This window comes from Pseudomonas sp. Irchel 3A18 (genome assembly GCF_900187465.1).
Lineage (GTDB): Bacteria > Pseudomonadota > Gammaproteobacteria > Pseudomonadales > Pseudomonadaceae > Aquipseudomonas > Aquipseudomonas cichorii.
The window spans coordinates 187,108-208,519 of record NZ_FYDI01000002.1 but is presented as its reverse complement, the minus strand read 5'-3'; the positions used below and the strand labels follow the sequence as shown (position 1 = coordinate 208,519).

General features: G+C 58.7%; 21 protein-coding genes. 16 read left to right on the top strand and 5 right to left on the bottom strand.

The window, feature by feature from the left end:
* Nucleotides 1-72: 72 nt before the first annotated feature.
* Complete coding sequence (gene purL / locus CKW23_RS03975; protein ID WP_095067063.1) at nt 73-3,969, top strand: phosphoribosylformylglycinamidine synthase; 3,897 nt, start codon at nt 73-75, stop codon at nt 3,967-3,969.
* Nucleotides 3,970-3,975: 6 nt separating this feature from the next.
* Nucleotides 3,976-4,287 (top strand): YqfO family protein, encoded by a 312-nt coding sequence (locus tag CKW23_RS03970; RefSeq protein WP_095067062.1) that lies wholly within the window; start codon nt 3,976-3,978, stop codon nt 4,285-4,287.
* Nucleotides 4,288-4,357: 70 nt separating this feature from the next.
* Here the strand turns inward: CKW23_RS03970 and CKW23_RS03965 are convergent, their stop codons facing one another.
* Nucleotides 4,358-4,921: a murein L,D-transpeptidase family protein gene (locus CKW23_RS03965; protein ID WP_025258873.1), complete on the bottom strand. Its 564-nt coding sequence runs from the start codon at nt 4,919-4,921 to the stop codon at nt 4,358-4,360.
* Nucleotides 4,922-4,957: 36 nt separating this feature from the next.
* Nucleotides 4,958-5,509 carry an NUDIX hydrolase gene (locus tag CKW23_RS03960; RefSeq protein ID WP_025258874.1) on the bottom strand — a complete coding sequence of 184 codons (552 nt, stop codon included), beginning with the start codon at nt 5,507-5,509 and terminating at the stop codon, nt 4,958-4,960.
* A gap of 150 nt (nt 5,510-5,659) precedes the next feature.
* On the opposite strand from CKW23_RS03960, the gene CKW23_RS03955 reads away from it, so the two are divergent.
* The 5 genes from CKW23_RS03955 to purT all read left to right on the top strand — a co-directional run bounded on the left by CKW23_RS03955 (nt 5,660) and on the right by purT (nt 8,910).
* Entirely contained in the window at nt 5,660-6,256 is a 597-nt protein-coding gene (locus CKW23_RS03955; protein ID WP_095067061.1) for a CoA pyrophosphatase, read from the top strand.
* Between the two features lie 57 nt (nt 6,257-6,313).
* Entirely contained in the window at nt 6,314-6,838 is a 525-nt protein-coding gene (locus tag CKW23_RS03950; protein WP_095067060.1) for a gamma carbonic anhydrase family protein, read from the top strand.
* Complete coding sequence (locus CKW23_RS03945) at nt 6,838-7,053, top strand: DUF1289 domain-containing protein (protein ID WP_025258877.1); 216 nt, start codon at nt 6,838-6,840, stop codon at nt 7,051-7,053. Before CKW23_RS03950 ends, CKW23_RS03945 begins: the two co-directional genes overlap by 1 nt.
* Nucleotides 7,054-7,158: 105 nt before the next feature.
* Entirely contained in the window at nt 7,159-7,626 is a 468-nt protein-coding gene (locus CKW23_RS03940) for a VUT family protein (protein WP_025258878.1), read from the top strand.
* A gap of 102 nt (nt 7,627-7,728) precedes the next feature.
* Nucleotides 7,729-8,910: a formate-dependent phosphoribosylglycinamide formyltransferase gene (purT, locus tag CKW23_RS03935; RefSeq protein ID WP_095067059.1), complete on the top strand. Its 1,182-nt coding sequence runs from the start codon at nt 7,729-7,731 to the stop codon at nt 8,908-8,910.
* Between the two features lie 66 nt (nt 8,911-8,976).
* Here the strand turns inward: purT and CKW23_RS03930 are convergent, their stop codons facing one another.
* The 3 genes from CKW23_RS03930 to CKW23_RS03920 form a co-directional block, all read right to left on the bottom strand.
* A complete protein-coding gene (locus CKW23_RS03930; RefSeq protein WP_025258880.1) occupies nt 8,977-10,287 on the bottom strand; it encodes an MFS transporter in 1,311 nt (436 codons plus the stop codon).
* Nucleotides 10,288-10,573: 286 nt separating this feature from the next.
* Nucleotides 10,574-11,818, bottom strand: a complete 1,245-nt coding sequence (locus CKW23_RS03925) for a transporter associated domain-containing protein (RefSeq protein ID WP_025258881.1) — start codon at nt 11,816-11,818, stop codon at nt 10,574-10,576.
* Nucleotides 11,819-11,830: 12 nt separating this feature from the next.
* On the bottom strand, nt 11,831-12,643 hold the full coding sequence (locus CKW23_RS03920; protein WP_025258882.1) for an inner membrane protein YpjD: 813 nt from the start codon (nt 12,641-12,643) through the stop codon (nt 11,831-11,833).
* Between the two features lie 209 nt (nt 12,644-12,852).
* On the opposite strand from CKW23_RS03920, the gene ffh reads away from it, so the two are divergent.
* The 9 genes from ffh to thrC all read left to right on the top strand — a co-directional run bounded on the left by ffh (nt 12,853) and on the right by thrC (nt 21,276).
* Complete coding sequence (gene ffh, locus CKW23_RS03915; RefSeq protein ID WP_025258883.1) at nt 12,853-14,229, top strand: signal recognition particle protein; 1,377 nt, start codon at nt 12,853-12,855, stop codon at nt 14,227-14,229.
* Nucleotides 14,230-14,477: 248 nt separating this feature from the next.
* A complete protein-coding gene (gene rpsP / locus CKW23_RS03910) occupies nt 14,478-14,735 on the top strand; it encodes a 30S ribosomal protein S16 (protein WP_095067058.1) in 258 nt (85 codons plus the stop codon).
* Between the two features lie 5 nt (nt 14,736-14,740).
* Complete coding sequence (rimM, locus tag CKW23_RS03905; protein WP_025258885.1) at nt 14,741-15,280, top strand: ribosome maturation factor RimM; 540 nt, start codon at nt 14,741-14,743, stop codon at nt 15,278-15,280.
* A gap of 5 nt (nt 15,281-15,285) precedes the next feature.
* Entirely contained in the window at nt 15,286-16,038 is a 753-nt protein-coding gene (gene trmD / locus CKW23_RS03900) for a tRNA (guanosine(37)-N1)-methyltransferase TrmD (RefSeq protein ID WP_025258886.1), read from the top strand.
* Nucleotides 16,039-16,082: 44 nt separating this feature from the next.
* On the top strand, nt 16,083-16,433 hold the full coding sequence (gene rplS / locus CKW23_RS03895; RefSeq protein ID WP_025258887.1) for a 50S ribosomal protein L19: 351 nt from the start codon (nt 16,083-16,085) through the stop codon (nt 16,431-16,433).
* 102 nt (nt 16,434-16,535) lie between these two features.
* Complete coding sequence (gene xerD / locus CKW23_RS03890) at nt 16,536-17,432, top strand: site-specific tyrosine recombinase XerD (protein WP_025258888.1); 897 nt, start codon at nt 16,536-16,538, stop codon at nt 17,430-17,432.
* Between the two features lie 132 nt (nt 17,433-17,564).
* Nucleotides 17,565-18,305 (top strand): bifunctional protein-disulfide isomerase/oxidoreductase DsbC, encoded by a 741-nt coding sequence (gene dsbC / locus CKW23_RS03885; RefSeq protein ID WP_095067057.1) that lies wholly within the window; start codon nt 17,565-17,567, stop codon nt 18,303-18,305.
* Nucleotides 18,306-18,454: 149 nt separating this feature from the next.
* On the top strand, nt 18,455-19,759 hold the full coding sequence (locus CKW23_RS03880) for a homoserine dehydrogenase (RefSeq protein ID WP_025258890.1): 1,305 nt from the start codon (nt 18,455-18,457) through the stop codon (nt 19,757-19,759).
* Nucleotides 19,760-19,866: 107 nt separating this feature from the next.
* Complete coding sequence (thrC, locus tag CKW23_RS03875; protein WP_025258891.1) at nt 19,867-21,276, top strand: threonine synthase; 1,410 nt, start codon at nt 19,867-19,869, stop codon at nt 21,274-21,276.
* Nucleotides 21,277-21,412: the final 136 nt, after the last annotated feature.

Sequence of the window (21,412 nt, the reverse complement as noted above, 5' to 3'; positions counted from 1 at the left end):
GTGCTCAAAGGGTCGGTTTAGGCTAGAATGCGTGGCCTCAAAGCACACCCCCTTCCCGAGGCTGTCCCGAAGATGTTGATCCTGCGCGGTGCTCCTGCCCTTTCTGCCTTCCGCCACAGCAAATTACTAGAACAACTGAAACAAAAAGTTTCAGCTGTCAGTGGCTTGTACGCTGAATTCGCTCACTTCGCTGAAATCACTGGCGCTCTGTCCAGTGAAGAGCAGCAGGTTCTCGACCGCCTTCTGAAATACGGCCCGAGTGTGCCGGTTCAAGAGCCGAACGGTCGTCTGTTCCTGGTGCTGCCACGTTTCGGCACGATTTCGCCGTGGTCGAGCAAGGCCAGCGATATTGCCCGTAATTGTGGCCTGGCAAAGATCCAGCGTCTGGAACGCGGTATCGCCTTCTATGTAGAGGGCCAGTTCAGCGATGTCGAGGCTCAGGCCATTGCCGACAGCCTGCATGACCGCATGACCCAACTGGTTCTGGGCAACCACGAGCAGGCCGCCGGTCTGTTCAGCCATGCCGAACCCAAGCCGCTGACTGCCGTGGATATACTCGGTGGCGGTCGCGCAGCACTGGAAAAAGCCAACGTCGACCTGGGCCTGGCCCTGGCTGAAGACGAAATCGATTATCTGGTCACCAGCTTCAACGGTCTGGGGCGCAACCCTCACGACATCGAACTGATGATGTTCGCCCAGGCCAACTCCGAGCACTGCCGTCACAAGATCTTCAACGCCAGTTGGGATATCGACGGCGAAAGCCAGGAAAAAAGCCTGTTCGGCATGATCAAGAACACCTACCAGATGCACAGCGAAGGCGTTCTGTCCGCTTACAAGGACAATGCTTCGGTGATCGTCGGTAATGTTGCCGGTCGTTTCTTCCCGGATCCTGAAACCCGTCAGTACGGTGCGGTGCAGGAGCCTGTTCACATTCTGATGAAGGTCGAGACTCACAACCACCCGACTGCGATTGCTCCGTTCCCTGGCGCATCGACCGGTTCCGGCGGCGAGATTCGCGACGAAGGTGCAACTGGCCGTGGTGCCAAGCCAAAGGCCGGCCTGACCGGTTTCACCGTATCGAACCTGCAGATCCCCGGTTTCGTGCAGCCATGGGAAGTGCCTTACGGCAAGCCCGAGCGCATCGTGACTGCGCTGGACATCATGATTGAAGGCCCGCTGGGTGGCGCGGCGTTCAACAACGAATTCGGTCGTCCGGCCCTGACCGGTTACTTCCGTACCTTCGAGCAGTCGATCACGACTCCCCACGGTGACGAAGTTCGCGGTTACCACAAGCCGATCATGCTGGCTGGCGGTATGGGCAACATCCGCGAAGATCACGTCCAGAAGGGCGAAATCACGGTCGGCGCCAAGCTGATCGTGCTGGGTGGCCCGGCCATGCTGATCGGCCTGGGTGGCGGCGCAGCTTCCTCCATGGCCACCGGCACCAGCTCCGCCGATCTGGATTTTGCTTCCGTTCAGCGTGAAAACCCTGAAATGGAGCGTCGTTGCCAGGAAGTCATCGACCGTTGCTGGCAACTGGGTGACAAGAACCCGATCAGCTTCATCCACGACGTGGGTGCCGGTGGTCTGTCCAACGCTTTCCCCGAGCTGGTCAACGATGGCGGTCGTGGCGGTCGTTTCGAACTGCGTAACGTGCCTAACGACGAGCCGGGCATGGCCCCGCTGGAAATCTGGAGCAACGAGTCTCAGGAACGTTACGTCCTGGCCGTTTCTGCCGAAGATTTCGAGCGTTTCAAGGCGATCTGTGAGCGCGAGCGTTGCCCGTTCGCGGTCGTGGGTGAAGCCACTGCCGAGCCTCAACTGACCGTTACCGACAGCCACTTCGGCAACAATCCTGTGGACATGCCGCTGGAAGTACTGTTGGGCAAGGCGCCGCGCATGCACCGTTCGGTCGAGCGCGAAGCTGAGCTGGGCGACGACTTCGATCCGAGCACGCTGAACATTGACGAAAGCGTGGAGCGTGTTCTGCGTCACCCGGCAGTAGCCAGCAAGAACTTCCTGATCACCATCGGCGACCGCAGCATCACCGGCCTGGTGGCTCGCGATCAGATGGTCGGCCCATGGCAAGTGCCAGTGGCTGACTGCGCCGTGACGGCAACCAGCTTCGACGTCAACACTGGCGAAGCCATGGCAATGGGCGAGCGCACTCCGCTGGCTCTGCTGGACGCTCCGGCTTCCGGTCGCATGGCCATTGGTGAAACCCTCACCAACATCGCCGCTTCGCGTATTGAAAAGCTGTCCGACATCAAACTGTCGGCCAACTGGATGTCGGCTGCTGGCCATCCGGGTGAAGACGCGCGTCTGTACGACACCGTCAAGGCGGTGGGCATGGAACTGTGTCCTGAGCTGGGCCTGACCATTCCGGTGGGCAAGGACTCCATGTCCATGAAAACCCGCTGGAGCGATGACGGCACCGAGAAGAGCGTGACCTCGCCGCTGTCGCTGATCGTGACCGGCTTCGCGCCTGTCAGCGATATCCGCAAGACCCTCACTCCAGAGCTGCGCATGGACAAGGGCGAAACCGACCTGATCCTGATCGACCTGGGTCGTGGCCAGAACCGTATGGGCGCTTCGATTCTTGCCCAGGTTTACGGCAAGCTCGGCAGCTCCGCGCCGGACGTCGATGACGCTGAAGACCTCAAGGCCTTCTTTGCCGTTATCCAGGGTCTGAATGCTGATGGCCACCTGTTGGCTTACCACGACCGTTCCGATGGTGGCCTGCTGACCACCGTGTTGGAAATGGCGTTCGCCGGTCATTGCGGTCTGAACCTGTACCTCGACAGCCTGGCTGAAACCTCGGCCGAACTGGCTTCGATCTTGTTCAACGAAGAGCTGGGTGCGGTCATCCAGGTTCGTCAGGATGCAACCCCGCTGGTGCTGGCCCAGTTCAGCGCTGCCGGCCTTGAAGACTGCGTTTCGGTCATCGGCAAGCCGGTGAACAACGATGAAGTGGTCATCAGCTTCGCGGGCGAGTCGGTATTCACTGGCCAGCGCCGTCTGCTGCAGCGTCAGTGGGCTGAAACCAGCTACCAGATCCAGCGTCTGCGTGATAACGCCGAATGCGCCGATCAGGAATTCGATGCACTGCTGGAAGAAGACAACCCTGGCCTGACCGTCAAGCTGGGCTTCGACGTCAACGATGACATCGCAGCGCCTTACATCAAGAAAGGTGTCCGTCCTCAGGTTGCGGTTCTGCGCGAGCAGGGCGTCAACGGTCAGGTCGAGATGGCGGCTGCGTTCGATCGCGCCGGTTTCAATGCCATCGACGTGCACATGAGCGACATCCTGGCCGGTCGTGTGGACTTGAACGACTTCAAGGGCATGGTTGCGTGCGGCGGCTTCTCCTACGGCGACGTACTGGGTGCCGGTGAAGGCTGGGCCAAGTCAGCGCTGTTCAACAGCCGTGCCCGCGATGCGTTCCAGGGTTTCTTCGAACGTACCGACAGCTTCACCCTGGGTGTGTGCAACGGTTGCCAGATGTTGTCCAACCTGCACGAGCTGATTCCGGGCAGCGAGTTCTGGCCGCACTTCGTGCGTAACCGTTCCGAGCAGTTCGAAGCGCGTGTCGCCATGGTCCAGATTCAGGAGTCGCCATCGATCTTCCTGCAGGGCATGGCCGGTTCACGTATGCCGATCGCCATCGCTCACGGTGAAGGTCATGCCGAGTTCGCCCACGACGACGCCCTGCTCGAAGCCGATATCTCCGGCACCGTTGCGCTGCGTTATGTGGACAACCATGGCAAGGTGACCGAAACCTATCCGGCCAACCCGAACGGCTCGCCGCGCGGTATTGGCGGCATGACCACCCGTGACGGTCGCGTCACCATCATGATGCCGCACCCTGAGCGTGTATTCCGTGCCGTGCAGAACTCCTGGCGTCCGGAAGAGTGGAACGAAGACGGCGCCTGGATGCGCATGTTCCGCAACGCTCGCGTCTGGGTTAACTAAACCCCGATGTACAAGCTTGCCTTCTTCGTGCCCGCAAGCCATGTGGAGCAGGTCAAGAACGCCGTATTCGCCGCTGGTGCAGGGCGAATCGGCGCTTACGATCACTGTTCATGGGAAGTGCTCGGCCAAGGCCAGTTCCGCCCGCTGGATGGCAGTCAGCCATTTATCGGGCAGGGTGGCATGGTCGAAACGGTCGAGGAATGGAAAGTCGAGATGGTCGTGGCTGATGAGTTCATTCATCAGGCAGTGATGGCTCTTAAGCAGAGCCATCCATACGAAACGCCAGCTTATGAAGTCTGGCGGCTGGAAGCGTTTTAGAAACACCCGTAAAAAGATTTTTTAAAATGCAGTGGGAGCGAATGAATTCGCTCCTGCCTCACCTGTAAGGCTACGGCCGAATCTCGATCATCGTGCCGTCCTTCACCAGATCCCAGACCTCGCGCATATCGTTGTTCTTCAGCGCGATGCAGCCATTGGTCCAGTCCAGGGTATGGAAATACCACTCCGGATATTCTTCGTCCACAGGCGTGCCATGCAGCATGATCATGCTGCCGGGCTTGACGCCTTCACGGCGTGCGCGTGCCGCATCTGAAATGTTCGGGTAGGAAATGTGCATCGACAGATTGTAATTGTTGCTGGGCTTGCGCCAGTCGATCCAGTAGAAACCTTCCGGCGTGCGCTGGTCACCTTCCTGCAGCTTGGTGCCCTTGGGGTTTCTGCCCAGGGAAATGCGATAGGTCTTTAGCGCTTCGCCGCCGCTGATCAATTGCAGCTGACGTGCGGATTTGAGCACCAGCACCTTGTCGATTTTCTTGTCAGCAAGGCTCTGGGTATTGATGACCTTGTGATCGATGATTTTCTGTTCGCTGCCCTTGGGCACGATGGTCTGGGTAAAGGCCGCCTGCGACAGCGGAACGAACGACATGCAGAAGAAAGCGAACAGCCAACGCATTGCGGTATCCCTGAAGGCACCTGAGTGCCGGATTGTTTATGTGTCCTGGATCGGGCGCGAAGCTGGCAGGGCGCTGGTGTGTACCGGGTAAACCTGCTGGCGTCTGTCCGCGAAGAAGTATTCTAGGGTACGCCTGACTGTCATGAAAGCCAGGTCCTGCCATGGAATGTCGGCTTCGTCGAATAATTGCACCTCAAGGCTTTCGACCCCGGCGGCGAATTCTGGAGTGGCCAGTTCGGCGCGGTAGAACACATGCACCTGATTGATGTGCGGCACGTCGATCAGCGCATACAGATGCAGGTCGGTCAGCGTGGCGCAGGCTTCCTCGATGGTTTCGCGTCGCGCCGCCTGCTCGATGGTTTCGCCGTTCTCCATGAAACCGGCCGGCAAGGTCCAGAAACCCAGGCGCGGTTCAATGGCGCGGCGGCACAGCAAGACCTTTTCACCTTGTGTCACAAGGCAGCCAGCCACGATATTCGGGTTCTGATAATGGATGGTGTGGCAATGCTCGCATACATGGCGCAGGCGGCTATCGCCTTCGGGAATGCGCAAGATGACCGGGTTACCGCACTGGCTGCAGAATTTCATGGGTTCGTTCGATCCGTTAAAGCAGACACTATCCTGGCTTGCGGCAGGGCGGATCTGCAAGTTTCGCGATTGTATGACCGTCCTGCAAGGGGTTGGGCAGTTCGTCGCTTTGGTGCATGATGCCAAGAGTGCAACAGATCGAGATTTCCCATGCTGGATGAGCTACTTCTGCGTGTCAGCAGTCATACGCCAGATATTCTTGAGTCGGATCGAAGTTTCCCCGAGGCGGCGGTGTTGGTGCCGGTCACGCGCAGTGACGAGCCCGAGTTGATCCTGACCTTGCGTGCCAGCGGGCTTTCCACCCACGGTGGGGAGGTGGCGTTTCCGGGCGGGCGACGCGATCCGGAAGATCCCGATCTGGTATTCACGGCCCTGCGCGAGGCGGAGGAAGAAATCGGCCTGCCGCCCGGCCTTGTCGAGATTGTCGGTCCTCTCAGCCCGCTGATCTCCAAACATGGGATCAAGGTCACGCCTTATGTCGGCGTGATTCCCGATTTTGTCGAATACCGCCCCAACGATGCCGAAATCGCTGCCGTATTCAGTGTGCCGTTGGAGTTCTTCCGCCAGGACACGCGTGAGCACACGCACCGGATCGATTATGACGGTCGCAGTTGGTACGTACCGAGCTATCGTTACGGCGGATACAAGATCTGGGGGCTGACGGCGATCATGATCGTCGAGCTGGTCAATGTGCTGTATGACGCGAAAATCAGCCTGCACCATCCGCCCGAGCGATCCACCACCTGAGCCGTCATTCATAACGAACTGCACCCGTGAGTGCGGTCATCAGCCTGAGGAAACACCATGAAATATCGCCTGGGAGACTCCCGTGTCCAGACCGATCCACACAGCTGGGTCGCGCCCAATGCGGTCCTGATCGGCAAGGTCAAGCTGGAGGCCGGCGCGAGCGTCTGGTTCAATGCCGTGCTGCGGGGCGATAACGAATTGATCCATATCGGCGAAAACAGCAACGTGCAGGATGGCACGGTGATGCACACCGACATGGGCTCGCCGCTGAACATCGGCAAAGGTGTCACCATTGGTCATAACGTCATGCTGCACGGTTGCAGCGTTGACGATTACAGCCTGATCGGCATCAACTCGGTGATTCTCAACGGCGCAAAGATCGGCAAATACTGCATCATCGGCGCCAACTCGCTGATCGGCGAAGGCAAGGTCATCCCCGATGGCTCTCTGGTGATGGGGTCGCCGGGCAAGGTGGTACGCGAGCTCACCGACGTGCAGAAGAAAATGCTTGAAGCCAGCGCCGCGCATTATGTCCACAATGCCCAGCGTTACGCCCGCGACCTGGCCGTGCAGGAAGATTGATGAGCACTGAATCCATTCCGGAAAAACCCGTCCGCTCGCCCTGCGTCAGCATCTGTGCGCTGGACGAAGATGATATCTGCACTGGCTGTCAGCGAACGGTCGCCGAGATCACTGGCTGGAGCCGCATGAGCAATGACGAGCGGCGGGCGGTGCTGGGCTTGTGCCATGAGCGGGCCAAGGCGAGCGGGGTGGTGTGGGCTGTTTTTCGCGAATGAATTCGCTTTTGTCAGCCCTGTCGCCGGCAAGCCGCCTCCCGCATGCGTAGCGAATTCCTCATTCTGCTACCATTGCAACCCCGTTTTTCCCAAGACACCTTTCCCATGCTGTTTCTGATCGCCTACATCAGCAGTGTCGTGCTGATCAACTTCGCCTTTTCCACGGCGCCACATCTGGACATCATCTGGTCAGCGTGGGGCGGGCTGGTGTTTGTGCTGCGCGATATGGTGCAGACCCGTTTCGGCCACGGCGCGATTCTGGCCATGCTGGTGGCATTGCTGCTGTCTTATGTCACCAGCGAGCCGGCCATCGCGCTGGCCAGCGCCACGGCGTTCGCGGTTTCCGAGTGCATCGACTGGCTGGTGTTCAGCATCACCAGGCGCCCGTTGCATGACCGGCTGTGGATCAGTTCGGCCCTGAGTATTCCGCTGGACACCTTTATCTTTTTCGGCCTGATCGATGCCTTGACGGCGCCGGTCATCCTGACAGCCCTGGGCTCCAAGTTCGCGGGCGTGACGGCTGTCTGGCTGATCATGGCCTGGCGTATCCGCAAGAACGCTTGTCCGGGTTGAGCCCCTATTTGCAGGGCTTCGTGGTAAATTGCGCGCCTTTCTTCAAAGCGGTCGCTCGCATACGGCGGGTTACCATCGATATCTGCTTCACGAGGACCTGAGATGACTCAAATCGGAACTCCACTGTCGCCTACCGCGAATCGCGTATTGTTCTGCGGCAGTGGCGAGCTGGGCAAGGAAGTAGTGATCGAGCTGCAACGCCTGGGCGTCGAAGTGATCGCTGTTGACCGTTATGCCGATGCGCCTGCCATGCAGGTCGCCCATCGCAGCCATGTGATCAACATGCTGGACGGTGCTGCGCTGCGTGCGGTGGTTGAGGCCGAGAAGCCGCACTTCATCGTTCCGGAAATCGAAGCCATCGCGACCGCTACCCTGGTCGAGCTTGAGTCCGAAGGTTTCACCGTCATCCCGACGGCCCGTGCTGCGCAACTGACCATGAACCGTGAAGGCATTCGTCGTCTGGCTGCCGAAGAACTCAAGCTGCCGACGTCGCCGTACCACTTTGCCGATACCTTCGAGGACTACAGCAACGCGGTCCTGGACCTGGGCTTCCCTTGCGTGGTCAAGCCGGTCATGAGTTCGTCGGGCAAGGGTCAGAGCCTGCTCAAGACCGCCGATGATATCCAGAAGGCCTGGGACTACGCGCAGGAAGGCGGTCGTGCCGGCAAGGGCCGCGTGATCGTGGAAGGTTTTATCGATTTCGATTACGAAATCACACTACTGACCGTACGCCATGTGGGCGGCACCACGTTCTGTGCGCCGGTTGGTCATCGCCAGGAGAAGGGCGACTATCAGGAGTCCTGGCAGCCACAGGCCATGAGCCCGGTTGCACTGGCCGAGTCCGAGCGCGTTGCCAAGGCGGTGACCGAGGCGTTGGGCGGTCGCGGTATCTTTGGTGTCGAGTTGTTCATCAAGGGTGATCAGGTATGGTTCAGCGAAGTGTCGCCGCGCCCGCATGACACTGGTCTGGTAACCCTGATTTCCCAGGACCTGTCTCAGTTCGCACTGCATGCCCGCGCTATTCTGGGCCTGCCTGTACCGTTGATCCGTCAGTTCGGGCCATCGGCTTCGTCGGTGATTCTGGTTGAAGGTCAGTCCACACAAACCGCTTTCGCCAACCTGGGTGCTGCACTGGCCGAGCCGGATACGGCTTTGCGTCTGTTTGGCAAGCCTGAAGTCAACGGCCAGCGACGCATGGGCGTAGCCCTGGCCCGTGATGAGTCCATCGAAGCCGCCCGCGCCAAGGCGACCCGTGCTTCGGCGGCGGTAAACGTCATCCTGTAACTGCTCTGTGTGGGAGCGAATTCATTCGCGAAGACTTCGCGAATAAATTCGCTCCTACTGCTTTCTTCAGAGTTCTCTGTCTCTCGTCTCTTTCAGGCACAGCACAGCCAGCAGGCTGATCAGTGCTGCTGCCGACACATACCCGCCAACCCAGCTCAAGCCGCCCATCGCCACCAGTTTCTGTGCAAAGAACGGGGCGACGGATGCGCCGACGATTCCGCCCAGGTTATAGGCTGCCGATGCGCCGGTGTAACGTACCTGGGTCGGGAACAGTTCCGGCAACAGTGCGCCCATGGGGGCGAAGGTCACGCCCATCAGGAACAGCTCGATACACAGGAACAGCGCAACACCCCAGGTCGTGCCGTGGGTGAGCAGCGGTTCCATGAGAAAGCCCGAGAGAATCGCCAGTACACCGCCGACAATCAGCACCGGCTTGCGCCCGAAGCGATCGCTTGCCCAGGCCGAAAGAGGCGTGGCCGCCGCCATGAACAGCACCGCAAAGCACAGCAGGCCCAGAAAGGTTTCCCGGCTATAGCCCAGGGTCGACACCCCATAACTCAGGGAGAAGACCGTCGAGATATAGAACAGCGCGTAGCACACGACCATTGAGGCGGCACCCAGCAGCATCGGTTTCCAGTGCTGGCTGAAGGTTTCCACGATCGGCATCTTGACCCGTTCATGGCGTGCGACGGCTTTGGCGAAGACCGGTGTTTCTTCCAGTTTCAGGCGTACATACAGGCCGACCATGACCAGCGCGGCGCTGAGCAGGAAGGGAATCCGCCAGCCCCACGAGCGGAATTGCTCGTCGCTGAGTGTCAGCGCCAGTGCCAGAAACAGGCCGTTGGCTGCCAGAAAACCAATGGATGGCCCCAGTTGCGGGAACATGCCGAACCAGGCTCGTTTGCCTTTGGGCGCATTTTCAGTCGCCAGCAGCGCGGCGCCACCCCATTCGCCGCCAAGCCCCAGGCCCTGGCCGAAGCGTAGCAGGCAGAGAATGATCGGTGCCCAGGCTCCGATGGTCGCGTAGCCGGGCAGCACGCCAATCAAGGTGGTGCAGACACCCATCAGCAGTAATGAGGCGACCAGCGTCGACTTGCGTCCGATACGGTCGCCGAAATGGCCGAACAGTGCCGACCCCAGCGGACGAGCGAGGAAGGCGATGCCGAAGGTCAGAAATGACGACAGCATCTGGGCGGTGCCGGAGGTCTGCGGAAAAAACACCGGGCCGATCACCAGTGCCGCAGCCGTGGCGTAGACGTAAAAGTCGTAGAACTCGATGGCGGTGCCAATGAAACTGGCGGTTGCAACGCGGGTTGGCGAGTTGGTGGGGGGTGTTTGGGTGTCGTCGTTTTCGCTGAGAGTAGCGGTGCTGGTCATGCGGATATCCCTGACAGTCATCTTGCCTGCGGTGCGTGGCGCGCAGCGGCAAATGTTCATTCTTGTGATTGTGGGCGCAGCGCTGATCAGATTGGCCCGGTTGGGCTGGAGGGCAATGGCAGCGCTCGTGGATGGGAGCGTGTCATGAAAGGTGCGAGTCGTTCAGGCTGAATGACTGGCCGTCTGCGCTGGGTGCGGGTAGCACGCGCTACGGCTGGCTGGGTAAGCGAAGCAATTATAGGAAGGGCTTCGCTTGCGAAACAAGTGGCAACATCTTGCGGGCTGTTTACTTGAAAACCAGGCTTGGAGCGTTTTGCCACATCAAGACCCGCTTCACGCGATTGTCCTCGGTTTCCAGGATTTCCAGCCGGTAAGGGCCGATTTTCAGGCAGACCGGACCTTCGGGGATGGTTTCCAGGGCTTCGGTGACCAGACCGTTCAGGGTCTTGGGGCCGTCGGAAGGCAGATGCCAGCCCAGGCTCTTGTTCAGTTCGCGAATCGACGCAGCGCCTTCCACTTCAAGGCGACCGTCCGCCTGACGGGTGACGTGGGGATTGTTGAGGCTTTGTTCGTTCTCGAATTCGCCGACGATCTCTTCGAGGATGTCTTCCAGGCTGACGATGCCGAGTACTTCGCCATACTCGTCCACCACCACACCGAGCCGACGCTGCTGCTTGTGGAAGTTCAGCAGTTGCAACTGCAGTGGCGTGCTTTCGGGCACGAAGTAAGGTTCGTAGCAGACAGCCAGTAATTGTTCCTTGGTCAGCTCGGCCTTGGGCAGCAGGTGGCTGATCTGGCGGGTGTTGAGGACGCCCTGCACCTGATTGATGTCATTGTGATAGACCGGCAGGCGAGTGTGTCGGGAAATGATCAGGCGTTCGATGATCTGTTCGATGGGGTCGTCGAGGTTGACGCCGTCCACTTCGTTGCGTGGTATCAGAATGTCATTGACCGTGATGCTGTCCAGGGCGTGGATGCCCGACAGCACATTGGCCCGTGGATGATGTTCCTGTACGCCGTCATGACCGGATTTCTGGGAGGTATCATCCAGATCATGATCCAGGCCTGTCACCTTGCGAACGCCGAAAAGGCGCAACAGGTATTTGGCAATCGTGCTGAAAACGCAGGCCAGCGGCCAGACGATCTTCATTGGAATGCGCAGTGTCCCGTTGCCCAGCAATAGCGTGGCGACAGGGTAGCGGGCAGCAAGACGACGCGGGATAAGTTCGGCAAAGACCAGCATGGCTGCGGCGGTGATGAGCCACGCGATAGTCGGGCCGTTATATAGCCAGCTATTGACGGCGACCAGTGTGGCGATGACGGTGATCAGGGTTTTGATCAGCGTATTGCTCAGGATCAGGCTGTTGAGCTCGAAAGCCAGTTCGGGAAAGGCCGCGGCTTCGTTGGGGCGCTTGCCGACGCGCAAGGTCTTGAGCAGATGATGAGCGGTCTCGACTGCGGTCAGCAGACCGGACCAGAGCATCAGCAGGGTCAGCACACCCAGAAGTGGGCCGAGGGGCAGATTATCCATGATCGACGCCCGTCAGATATGCAGAATGAATTCACGTACCAGCTTGCTGCCGAAATAGGCCAGCATCAGCAGGCAGAAGCCGCCCAGAGTCCAGCGAATGGCTTTGTGCCCGCGCCAGCCGAGACGGTTGCGCCCCCACAGCAGAACGCTGAACACCACCCAGGCCAGGCAGGCGAGCAGGGTCTTGTGTACCAGATGCTGGGCAAACAGGTTCTCAACGAACACCCAGCCGGAAATCAGCGACAGCGACAGCAGGGTCCAGCCGGCCCAGAGGAAGCCGAACAGCAGGCTTTCCATGGTTTGCAGTGGCGGGAAGTTCTTGATCAGCCCGGAAGGATGCTTGTTCTTGAGCTGGTGATCCTGCAGCAGCAACAGCAGCGCCTGGAAGACCGCGATGGTGAACATGCCGTACGCCAGGATGGAAAGCAGGATGTGGCTGAGAATGCCCGGCTCTTCAATGATCGGCTGTACGGTGCCGCTCGGGGCGTATTGGGCCAGCAGGGCGGTGATCATGCCCAGCGGGAACAGCAGCACCAGCAGGTTTTCCACGGGAATTCGCGTGGTGGCGATCAGGGTCAGGGCGATGACTGACACGGCGATCAGACTGGCTGAGTTGAAGAAGTCCAGCCCCAGGCCTGCCGGGCGCATCAGTTGGGAATAAAGGCCGATGGCATGGGCAATGACGGCCAGGGTGCCGAGCAGTACAAGCAGCCGCTTGTCGGGTTTGGCGGTCTGGTTCAGGCGTACGCCCTGATAGACGGTCGCAGCGGCATAGAGGCTGGCGGCGGCGAGGCTTGAAAGCAGACTGGGTGTTAGAGGGAACATAGATCCTGAAGGACGAGCCCGAAAGACGCTGAGTTTGGCATAGAACCGACATTTCACGAAAGACTACATAAGCAGTCAGCGTGGTGTCAGTTCCGCAGAGTCTTCGCTATAATCCGCGACCTGCTCAAGCCGAAGGCTCGCCGAGCGCCATTTTATTGCGGGCCGGGCCGCATCAACCGGGGTTCGACCAGAGCCTGAAAGGATCGCGCATGTTTGAAAACCTTACCGACCGCCTCTCGCAGACGCTGCGCCACGTAACTGGCAAGGCCAAGCTGACCGAGGACAACATCAAAGATACCCTGCGCGAAGTGCGCATGGCTTTGCTCGAAGCCGATGTCGCCCTGCCGGTGGTCAAGGACTTCGTCAATAGCGTCAAGGAGCGTGCCGTCGGCACCGAGGTGTCGCGCAGCCTGACACCGGGTCAGGCGTTCGTGAAGATCGTTCAGGCCGAACTCGAAAGCCTGATGGGTGCGGCCAACGAAGACCTGGTGCTTAACGTCACGCCTCCGGCGGTCGTGTTGATGGCCGGTTTGCAGGGGGCGGGTAAAACCACCACTGCTGGCAAACTTGCTCGCTTCCTTAAAGAGCGCAAGAAGAAAACCGTGATGGTCGTGTCGGTGGACGTCTATCGTCCTGCGGCCATCAAGCAGCTTGAAACCCTGGCCAATGATATCGGCGTGACTTTCTTCGCTTCCGATATCAGCCAGAAGCCTGTGGATATAGCTCAGGCTGCCATCCGCGAAGCCAGACTCAAGTTCATCGATGTCGTGATCGTCGACACCGCCGGTCGCCTGCACGTCGATGCCGAGATGATGACCGAGATCCAGGCGTTGCATGCCGAGGTGAAGCCGGCTGAAACCCTGTTCGTGGTCGATGCCATGACCGGTCAGGATGCGGCCAACACCGCCAAGGCGTTCGGCGATGCGCTGCCGCTGACCGGTGTGGTTCTTACCAAGGTCGATGGCGATGCTCGCGGCGGTGCTGCATTGTCGGTGCGTGCGATTACCGGCAAGCCGATCAAGTTCATCGGTATGGGGGAGAAGAGCGAAGCTCTGGAGCCGTTCCACCCGGATCGTATCGCGTCGCGAATTCTCGGCATGGGCGACGTCCTCAGCCTTATCGAGCAGGCCGAGCAGACTCTGGATAAAGAGAAAGCCGACAAACTGGCCAAGAAGCTCAAGAAGGGCAAGGGCTTCGACCTCGAAGATTTCCGCGATCAGTTGCAACAGATGAAGAGTATGGGCGGCCTTGGCGGCCTCATGGACAAACTGCCCAGTATCGGTGGCATGAACATTTCTCAGATGGGCAATGCCCAGGGCGTGGCCGAGAAGCAGTTCAAGCAGATGGAAGCCATCATCAACTCGATGACGCCGGCCGAGCGTCGTGACCCGGATCTGATCAGCGGTTCGCGCAAACGCCGTATCGCCATCGGTTCGGGTACTCAGGTTCAGGACATCGGGCGTCTGATCAAGCAGCACAAGCAGATGCAGAAGATGATGAAGAAATTCTCCGCCAAGGGCGGTATGGCAAAAATGATGCGCGGCATGGGTGGAATGTTCCCTGGCGGCGGCATGCCAAAAATGTGATTGCGTCGCGCGCAAGAGGCTTTGCGCGCATTCAATTCTGGAGGCCTGGCCTCCAGCAATCCCGCGTCATGCGGGACTCAACCTGCTGTCTCACGACAGTTTCATTGCAAATCTGGATGGCACGCCGGCCTGCGCCGGAAAAAGTCATTTGCAAAAGTCGGGATATTCCTTAGAATATGCGGCCTTTCGGGCACCCATGCCCGCTGTGCATCTTAGATTTGCAGCACCGACTACAGGAACGATGTTCAATGCTAACCATCCGTCTTGCCCTTGGCGGCTCCAAAAAGCGCCCGTTTTACCACCTGACCGTAACCGACAGCCGCAACGCTCGTGACGGTTCTCACAAAGAACAAATCGGTTTCTTCAACCCGATTGCTCGTGGTCAGGAAGTTCGTCTGTCCGTCAACGAAGAACGCCTGAACTACTGGCTGGGCGTTGGCGCTCAGACTTCCGAGCGCGTTGCCCAGTTGATCAAAGAGCACAACAAGGCTAAGGCCGTGGCCTGAAACCTATGAATGCGACGCCTGCATCTGCCGACGATCTGATCGTCATAGGCAAGATTTTCTCGGTTCATGGCGTTCGCGGCGAAGTGAAGGTTTATTCCTTTACGGATCCGATTGATAACCTGCTGGACTACACGACCTGGACGCTGCGGCGCGAAGGGCGGGTGGAAAAACAGGTCGAGCTGGTCAGCGGACGCTTGCAAGGCAAGTTCCTGGTCGCAAAGCTCAAGGGTCTCGATGATCGCGACGAAGCTCGTCTTCTGTCCGGTTGCGAAATCTGCGTGCAGCGTAGCCTGTTCCCTGATCTGGACGATGGCGAGTACTACTGGTACCAGCTTGAAGGCCTGAAGGTCATCGACACGCTCGGGCAATTGCTCGGCAAGATCGATCACCTGCTTGAAACCGGCTCGAACGATGTAATGGTGGTCAAGCCCTGCGCGGGCAGTCTGGATGATCGCGAGCGTCTGTTGCCCTATACGGAGCAATGCGTGCTGGCAATCGACCTTGACGCCGGCGAGATGAAGGTGGATTGGGATGCGGACTTCTGAATGCCATGGCTAGCCTACGCATAGAAGTCATCAGTTTGTTCCCGGAGATGTTTTCCGCCATCAGCGAATACGGCATTACCAGCCGTGCGGTGAAACAGGGGCTCTTGCAGCTCACTTGTTGGAATCCGCGGGACTACACCACTGATCGTCATCACACTGTGGATGATCGCCCATTTGGCGGTGGTCCGGGCATGGTGATGAAGATCAAGCCTCTTGAGGATGCTCTGGTTCAGGCCAGGCAGGCTGCAGGAGATGCGGCGAAGGTAATTTACCTGTCGCCACAAGGCCGCAAGCTGAATCAGTCTGCGGTGCGCGAACTGGCGCAGGAGGAAGCGATTATCCTCATCGCCGGTCGTTATGAAGGCATTGACGAGCGTTTTATTGATGCTCATGTCGATGAAGAGTGGTCGATTGGCGACTATGTATTGTCCGGTGGCGAGCTACCGGCAATGGTGCTGATCGACGCGGTTACGCGACTGCTGCCTGGAGCTTTAGGGCATGTGGACTCCGCGGAGGAAGATTCCTTCACGGACGGTCTGCTGGATTGCCCGCACTACACCCGACCTGAGGTGTATGCGGATCAGCGTGTTCCCGACGTGTTGCTAAGTGGCAATCACGCGCACATCCGGCGTTGGCGTTTACAGCAGTCCCTTGGGCGGACCTATGAACGACGCGCCGATCTTCTGGAAAGCCGCTCGCTTTCTGGAGAAGAGAAGAAGCTGCTGGCGGAATACATCCGCGAGCGGGACGATAGTTAACGTATCGATGGTCGATCCAGACGGATTACCTTAGGAGCACCAGCATGACTAACAAAATCATTCTTGCCCTCGAAGCAGAGCAGATGACCAAAGAAATCCCTACCTTTGCCCCAGGCGATACCATCGTCGTTCAGGTGAAAGTAAAGGAAGGCGATCGCGCGCGTCTGCAAGCGTTTGAAGGCGTTGTAATCGCCAAGCGTAACCGTGGCGTGAACAGTGCTTTCACTGTTCGTAAAATCTCCAACGGTGTTGGCGTTGAGCGTACTTTCCAGACCTACAGCCCGCAAATCGACAGCCTGGCTGTGAAACGTCGCGGCGACGTTCGCAAGGCCAAACTGTACTACCTGCGTGACCTGTCCGGTAAAGCAGCTCGCATCAAAGAAAAACTGTCCTGATACAGTCTTTCGATGCATAAAAAAGCAGCCTTCGGGCTGCTTTTTTGTTGTGTGTCGTTTAATCATGCAACTCATCTGTCGCCACACGGCTTACGAGTGAAAATGTCTGCTATCGACCACCCACTGATCGACCGTTTTCTGGATGCGCTCTGGCTGGAAAAAGGTTTGTCCGATAACACCCGTGACTCTTATCGCAGTGATCTGGCCCTGTTCAATGGCTGGCTGCAGGAGCGCAACGTTGATCTGATCGAAGCCGGGCGTGATGTGATTCTCGATCACCTGTCCTGGCGAATGGATCAGGGTTACAAGCCCCGTTCGACGGCCCGCTTTCTGTCCGGAGCCCGTGGTTTCTATCGCTACCTGCTGCGTGAGCGGCTGATCGCTGTCGATCCGACCTTGCTGATCGATATGCCGCAACTGGGCAAGCCACTGCCCAAATCCCTGTCCGAAGCCGATGTGGAAGCCCTGCTGGCGGCGCCTGATCTGAGCGAGCCGATCGGTGAGCGTGACCGGGCGATGCTGGAGGTGCTTTATGCCTGTGGCCTGCGGGTCACTGAGCTCATCAGCCTGACTCTGGAGCAGGTCAATCTGCGTCAGGGTGTCCTGAGAATCATGGGCAAGGGCAGTAAGGAAAGGTTGGTGCCCATGGGAGAAGAGGCTATTGTCTGGGTCGAACGGTACATGCGCGGTGCTCGTGACGAGCTGCTGGGCGGACGTCCCAGTGATGTTCTGTTTCCCAGCCTGCGTGGTGAGCAAATGACGCGGCAGACCTTCTGGCATCGCATCAAGCATCAGGCAGCGGTCGCGGGTATCAGCAAGTCACTGTCGCCCCATACCTTGCGTCATGCCTTTGCCACTCATTTGCTCAATCATGGTGCCGACTTGCGGGTCGTCCAGATGTTGCTGGGTCACAGTGATCTGTCCACGACACAGATTTATACCCATGTTGCCCGGGCTCGCTTGCAAGAGATGCATGCCAGGCACCATCCACGGGGCTGATCCTGATTTAAGTTGTGTTTGTCCGGGTCGGTGTTACAGGCCTTATGTGATAGGCTTTGGCGGTTTCACAGACTGAAGTCGGCGTCAGTGTTTTTCAGCGCCGCCGGTCTGTCCGCCGTTATAGGAGTTTTCATGCGCTTGCCTCATATTTTTGCTGCCGCCATTGTTGCCCTGGCCGGCTCTTTCAGTGCCTTTGCCGTGGCCGATGCAGTACCCGATCAAGCCATTCGCAAGACGCTGGAATCGCTTCAACTGGAGTTGCCTGTAGAAAGCATTGCAGCCAGCCCGCTCAATGGCCTCTATGAAGTCAAGCTCAAGGGCGGCCGCGTTCTTTATGCCAGTGCCGACGGCCAGTTCGTGGTGCAGGGTTACCTGTTCCAGATCCAGGACGGCAAGCCGGTCAACCTGACCGAGAAGACCGAGCGTCAGGCGATCTCGAAGACCATCAATGGCGTTCCAGCCGCCGAGATGGTGGTTTATCCGGCCATTGGCGAAACCAAGTCGCACATCACCGTTTTCACCGACACCACCTGCCCTTATTGCCACAAGCTGCATGAGGAAGTAGGGCAGTTGAACAAGATGGGGATCGAGGTTCGCTACCTGGCTTTCCCGCGTCAGGGTCTGGGCTCGCCGGGCGACCAGCAACTGCAGGCGGTCTGGTGCTCCAAGGATCGCAAGGAAGCCATGGACCGCATGGTCGATGGCAAGGACATCAAGGCGCCGAAGTGCGAGAACCCGGTGACCAAACAATTTGCAATGGGCCAGTCGATTGGCGTGAACGGTACGCCGGCCATTGTTCTGGCTGATGGCCAGCTGATTCCTGGTTATCAGCCGGCTGCCCAGATTGCCAAGCTGGCGCTGGGTGCCAAATAATCCTGCATCGTCACAGTCTGGTCAGGAAAGCCTCATGGGCATGGGGTGACGCCTTGGCGTCACCCCGCTAAAAAATTGGAGTCGCATGGTGACATGCGGCTGTTTTCCACGGCCGACTTCGGTGCGGCCGTTTTTCGGGGAGTTCATCAGTGAAACCGGTCAAAGTAGGCATCTGTGGGCTGGGTACTGTCGGTGGCGGTACCTTTAACGTACTTCAGCGTAACGCCGAGGAGATTGCCCGCCGTGCCGGGCGTGGAATCGAAGTTGCGCAAATTGCGGTTCGTACACCAAACCCCAACTGCCAGATTACCGGTACACCCACCACCAGCGACGTATTCGCCGTGGCGGAAAATCCTGAAATCGATATCGTCGTCGAGCTGATCGGTGGCTACACCGTCGCCCGTGAGCTGGTGCTCAAGGCCATCGAAAACGGCAAGCACGTGGTGACCGCCAACAAGGCGCTGATCGCGGTACATGGCAATGAAATCTTCGCCAAGGCCCGTGAAAAGGGCGTGATCGTGGCCTTCGAAGCCGCTGTTGCGGGCGGTATCCCGGTCATCAAGGCCATCCGTGAAGGCCTGTCGGCAAACCGTATCAACTGGGTTGCCGGGATCATCAACGGCACCGGTAACTTCATCCTCACCGAAATGCGCGAGAAAGGCCGTACTTTCCCGGACGTCCTGGCTGAAGCCCAGGCCCTGGGTTACGCCGAAGCCGATCCGACCTTCGACGTGGAAGGCATCGACGCAGCCCACAAGCTGACGATTCTGGCTTCCATTGCATTCGGTATCCCGTTGCAGTTCGACAAGGCCTACACCGAAGGCATCACCAAGCTGACCACTGCCGACGTGAACTACGCCGAAGCCCTGGGCTATCGCATCAAGCACCTGGGCGTTGCCCGCAGCACGGAGCAGGGTATCGAGCTGCGGGTTCACCCGACGCTGATCCCGGCCGATCGCCTGATTGCCAACGTCAATGGCGTGATGAACGCTGTCATGGTCAATGGCGATGCTTCGGGTTCGACCCTGTTCTACGGTGCTGGTGCCGGCATGGAGCCAACGGCTTCTTCCGTGGTGGCGGATCTGGTGGACGTCGTGCGTGCCATGACTTCCGACCCTGAAAATCGCGTACCTCACCTGGCGTTCCAGCCCGATTCGCTGTCCGCTCACCCGATCCTGCCGATCGAGGCGTGCGAAAGTGCCTATTATCTGCGCATCCAGGCCAAGGACCATCCGGGCGTGCTGGCGCAGGTTGCAAGCATCCTGTCCGAACGTGGCATCAATATTGAATCGATCATGCAGAAGGAAGTCGAAGAACAGGACGGCCTGGTTCCGATGATTCTGCTGACGCACCGCGTACGCGAGCAGCGCATGAACGATGCGATCACGGCGCTTGAAGCCTTGCAGGATGTGGTAGGCCCCGTTGTGCGGATTCGTGTCGAACATCTGAATTAATTGATAGCGGCAAGCGACAAGCTGCAAGCTGCAAGTCAGAAGCCCGTGTGCTCTTGCTTGAAGCGTGTAGCTTGAAACTTGCAGCTCAAACCAAAGGTTTGAAAAAAATGCGCTACATCAGTACCCGCGGCCAGGCGCCAGCGTTGAATTTTGAAGATGTGTTGCTTGCAGGTCTCGCCAGCGATGGCGGCCTGTACGTGCCGGAAAACCTGCCACGTTTCACTCAGGAAGAAATCGCTTCCTGGGCTGGCCTGCCGTATCACGAGCTGGCTTTCCGGGTCATGCGTCCTTTCGTGGATGGCTGCATCCCGGATGCCGACTTCAAGAAGATCCTCGAAGAAACCTACGGCGTATTCGCCCACAGTTCGGTTGCGCCGCTGCGCCAGCTGGGCGGCAACGAGTGGGTACTTGAGCTGTTCCACGGCCCGACCCTGGCGTTCAAGGACTTCGCCCTGCAATTGCTCGGCCGTCTGCTGGATTACGTGCTGGCCAAGCGTGGCGAGCGAGTGGTCATCATCGGTGCCACTTCCGGTGATACCGGCTCTGCGGCGATTGAAGGCTGCCGTCGTTGCGACAACGTCGATATCTTCATCCTGCACCCCAACAAGCGTGTTTCGGACGTTCAGCGCCGCCAGATGACCACCATCTTCGGCGACAACATCCACAACATCGCCATCGAAGGCAACTTCGACGACTGCCAGGAAATGGTCAAGGCCAGCTTCGCTGACCAGGGCTTCCTCAAGGGCACCCGTCTGGTAGCGGTCAACTCGATCAACTGGGCGCGGATCATGGCCCAGATCGTCTACTACTTCCACGCGGCCCTGCAGTTGGGCGGCCCGGCACGTTCGGTATCGTTCTCGGTGCCTACCGGCAACTTCGGCGACATCTTCGCCGGTTACCTGGCACGCAACATGGGGCTGCCGGTCAATCAACTGATCGTCGCGACCAACCGCAACGACATCCTGCACCGCTTCATGAGCGGCAATCAGTACGTCAAGGAAACCCTGCACGCCACGCTGTCGCCTTCGATGGACATCATGGTGTCGTCGAACTTCGAGCGTCTGCTGTTCGATATGCATGGTCGCAGTGGTGCAGCCATTGCCGGTCTGATGGACACCTTCAAGCAGGGTGGCGGTTTCAGTGTCGATGAAGATCGCTGGACCGAAACACGCAAGCTGTTCGACTCGCTGGCGGTCAGCGACGAACAGACCTGCGAAACCATCGCCGAAGTGTTTGCACGTACCGGTGAAGTGCTGGATCCGCACACCGCAATCGGCGTCAAGGCCGCACGCGATTGCCGTCGTAGCCTCGACACGCCAATGGTGATCCTGGGCACTGCCCATCCGGTCAAATTCCCTGAGGCAGTGGAGAAGGCAGGCGTAGGAAAAGCGCTTGAGCTGCCTGCACATTTGTCTGATTTGTTCGAGCGCGACGAGCGCTGCACTGTTTTGCCAAATGACCTCAAAGCCATGCAGGCCTTTGTCAGCCAGCACGGTAACCGCGGAAAACCGTTATAACCGAATCGTTGTGTAACAACTTAGGGCCCGCCACTTGGCGGGCCTTCTCGTTTTCCCGTGCCAAACTTTGGAGGTTTTCAAGTCTCTACGGATGAGTCAGTTGTTGTGAAACAGGCAAGTATGCAAAGTCGGGTCA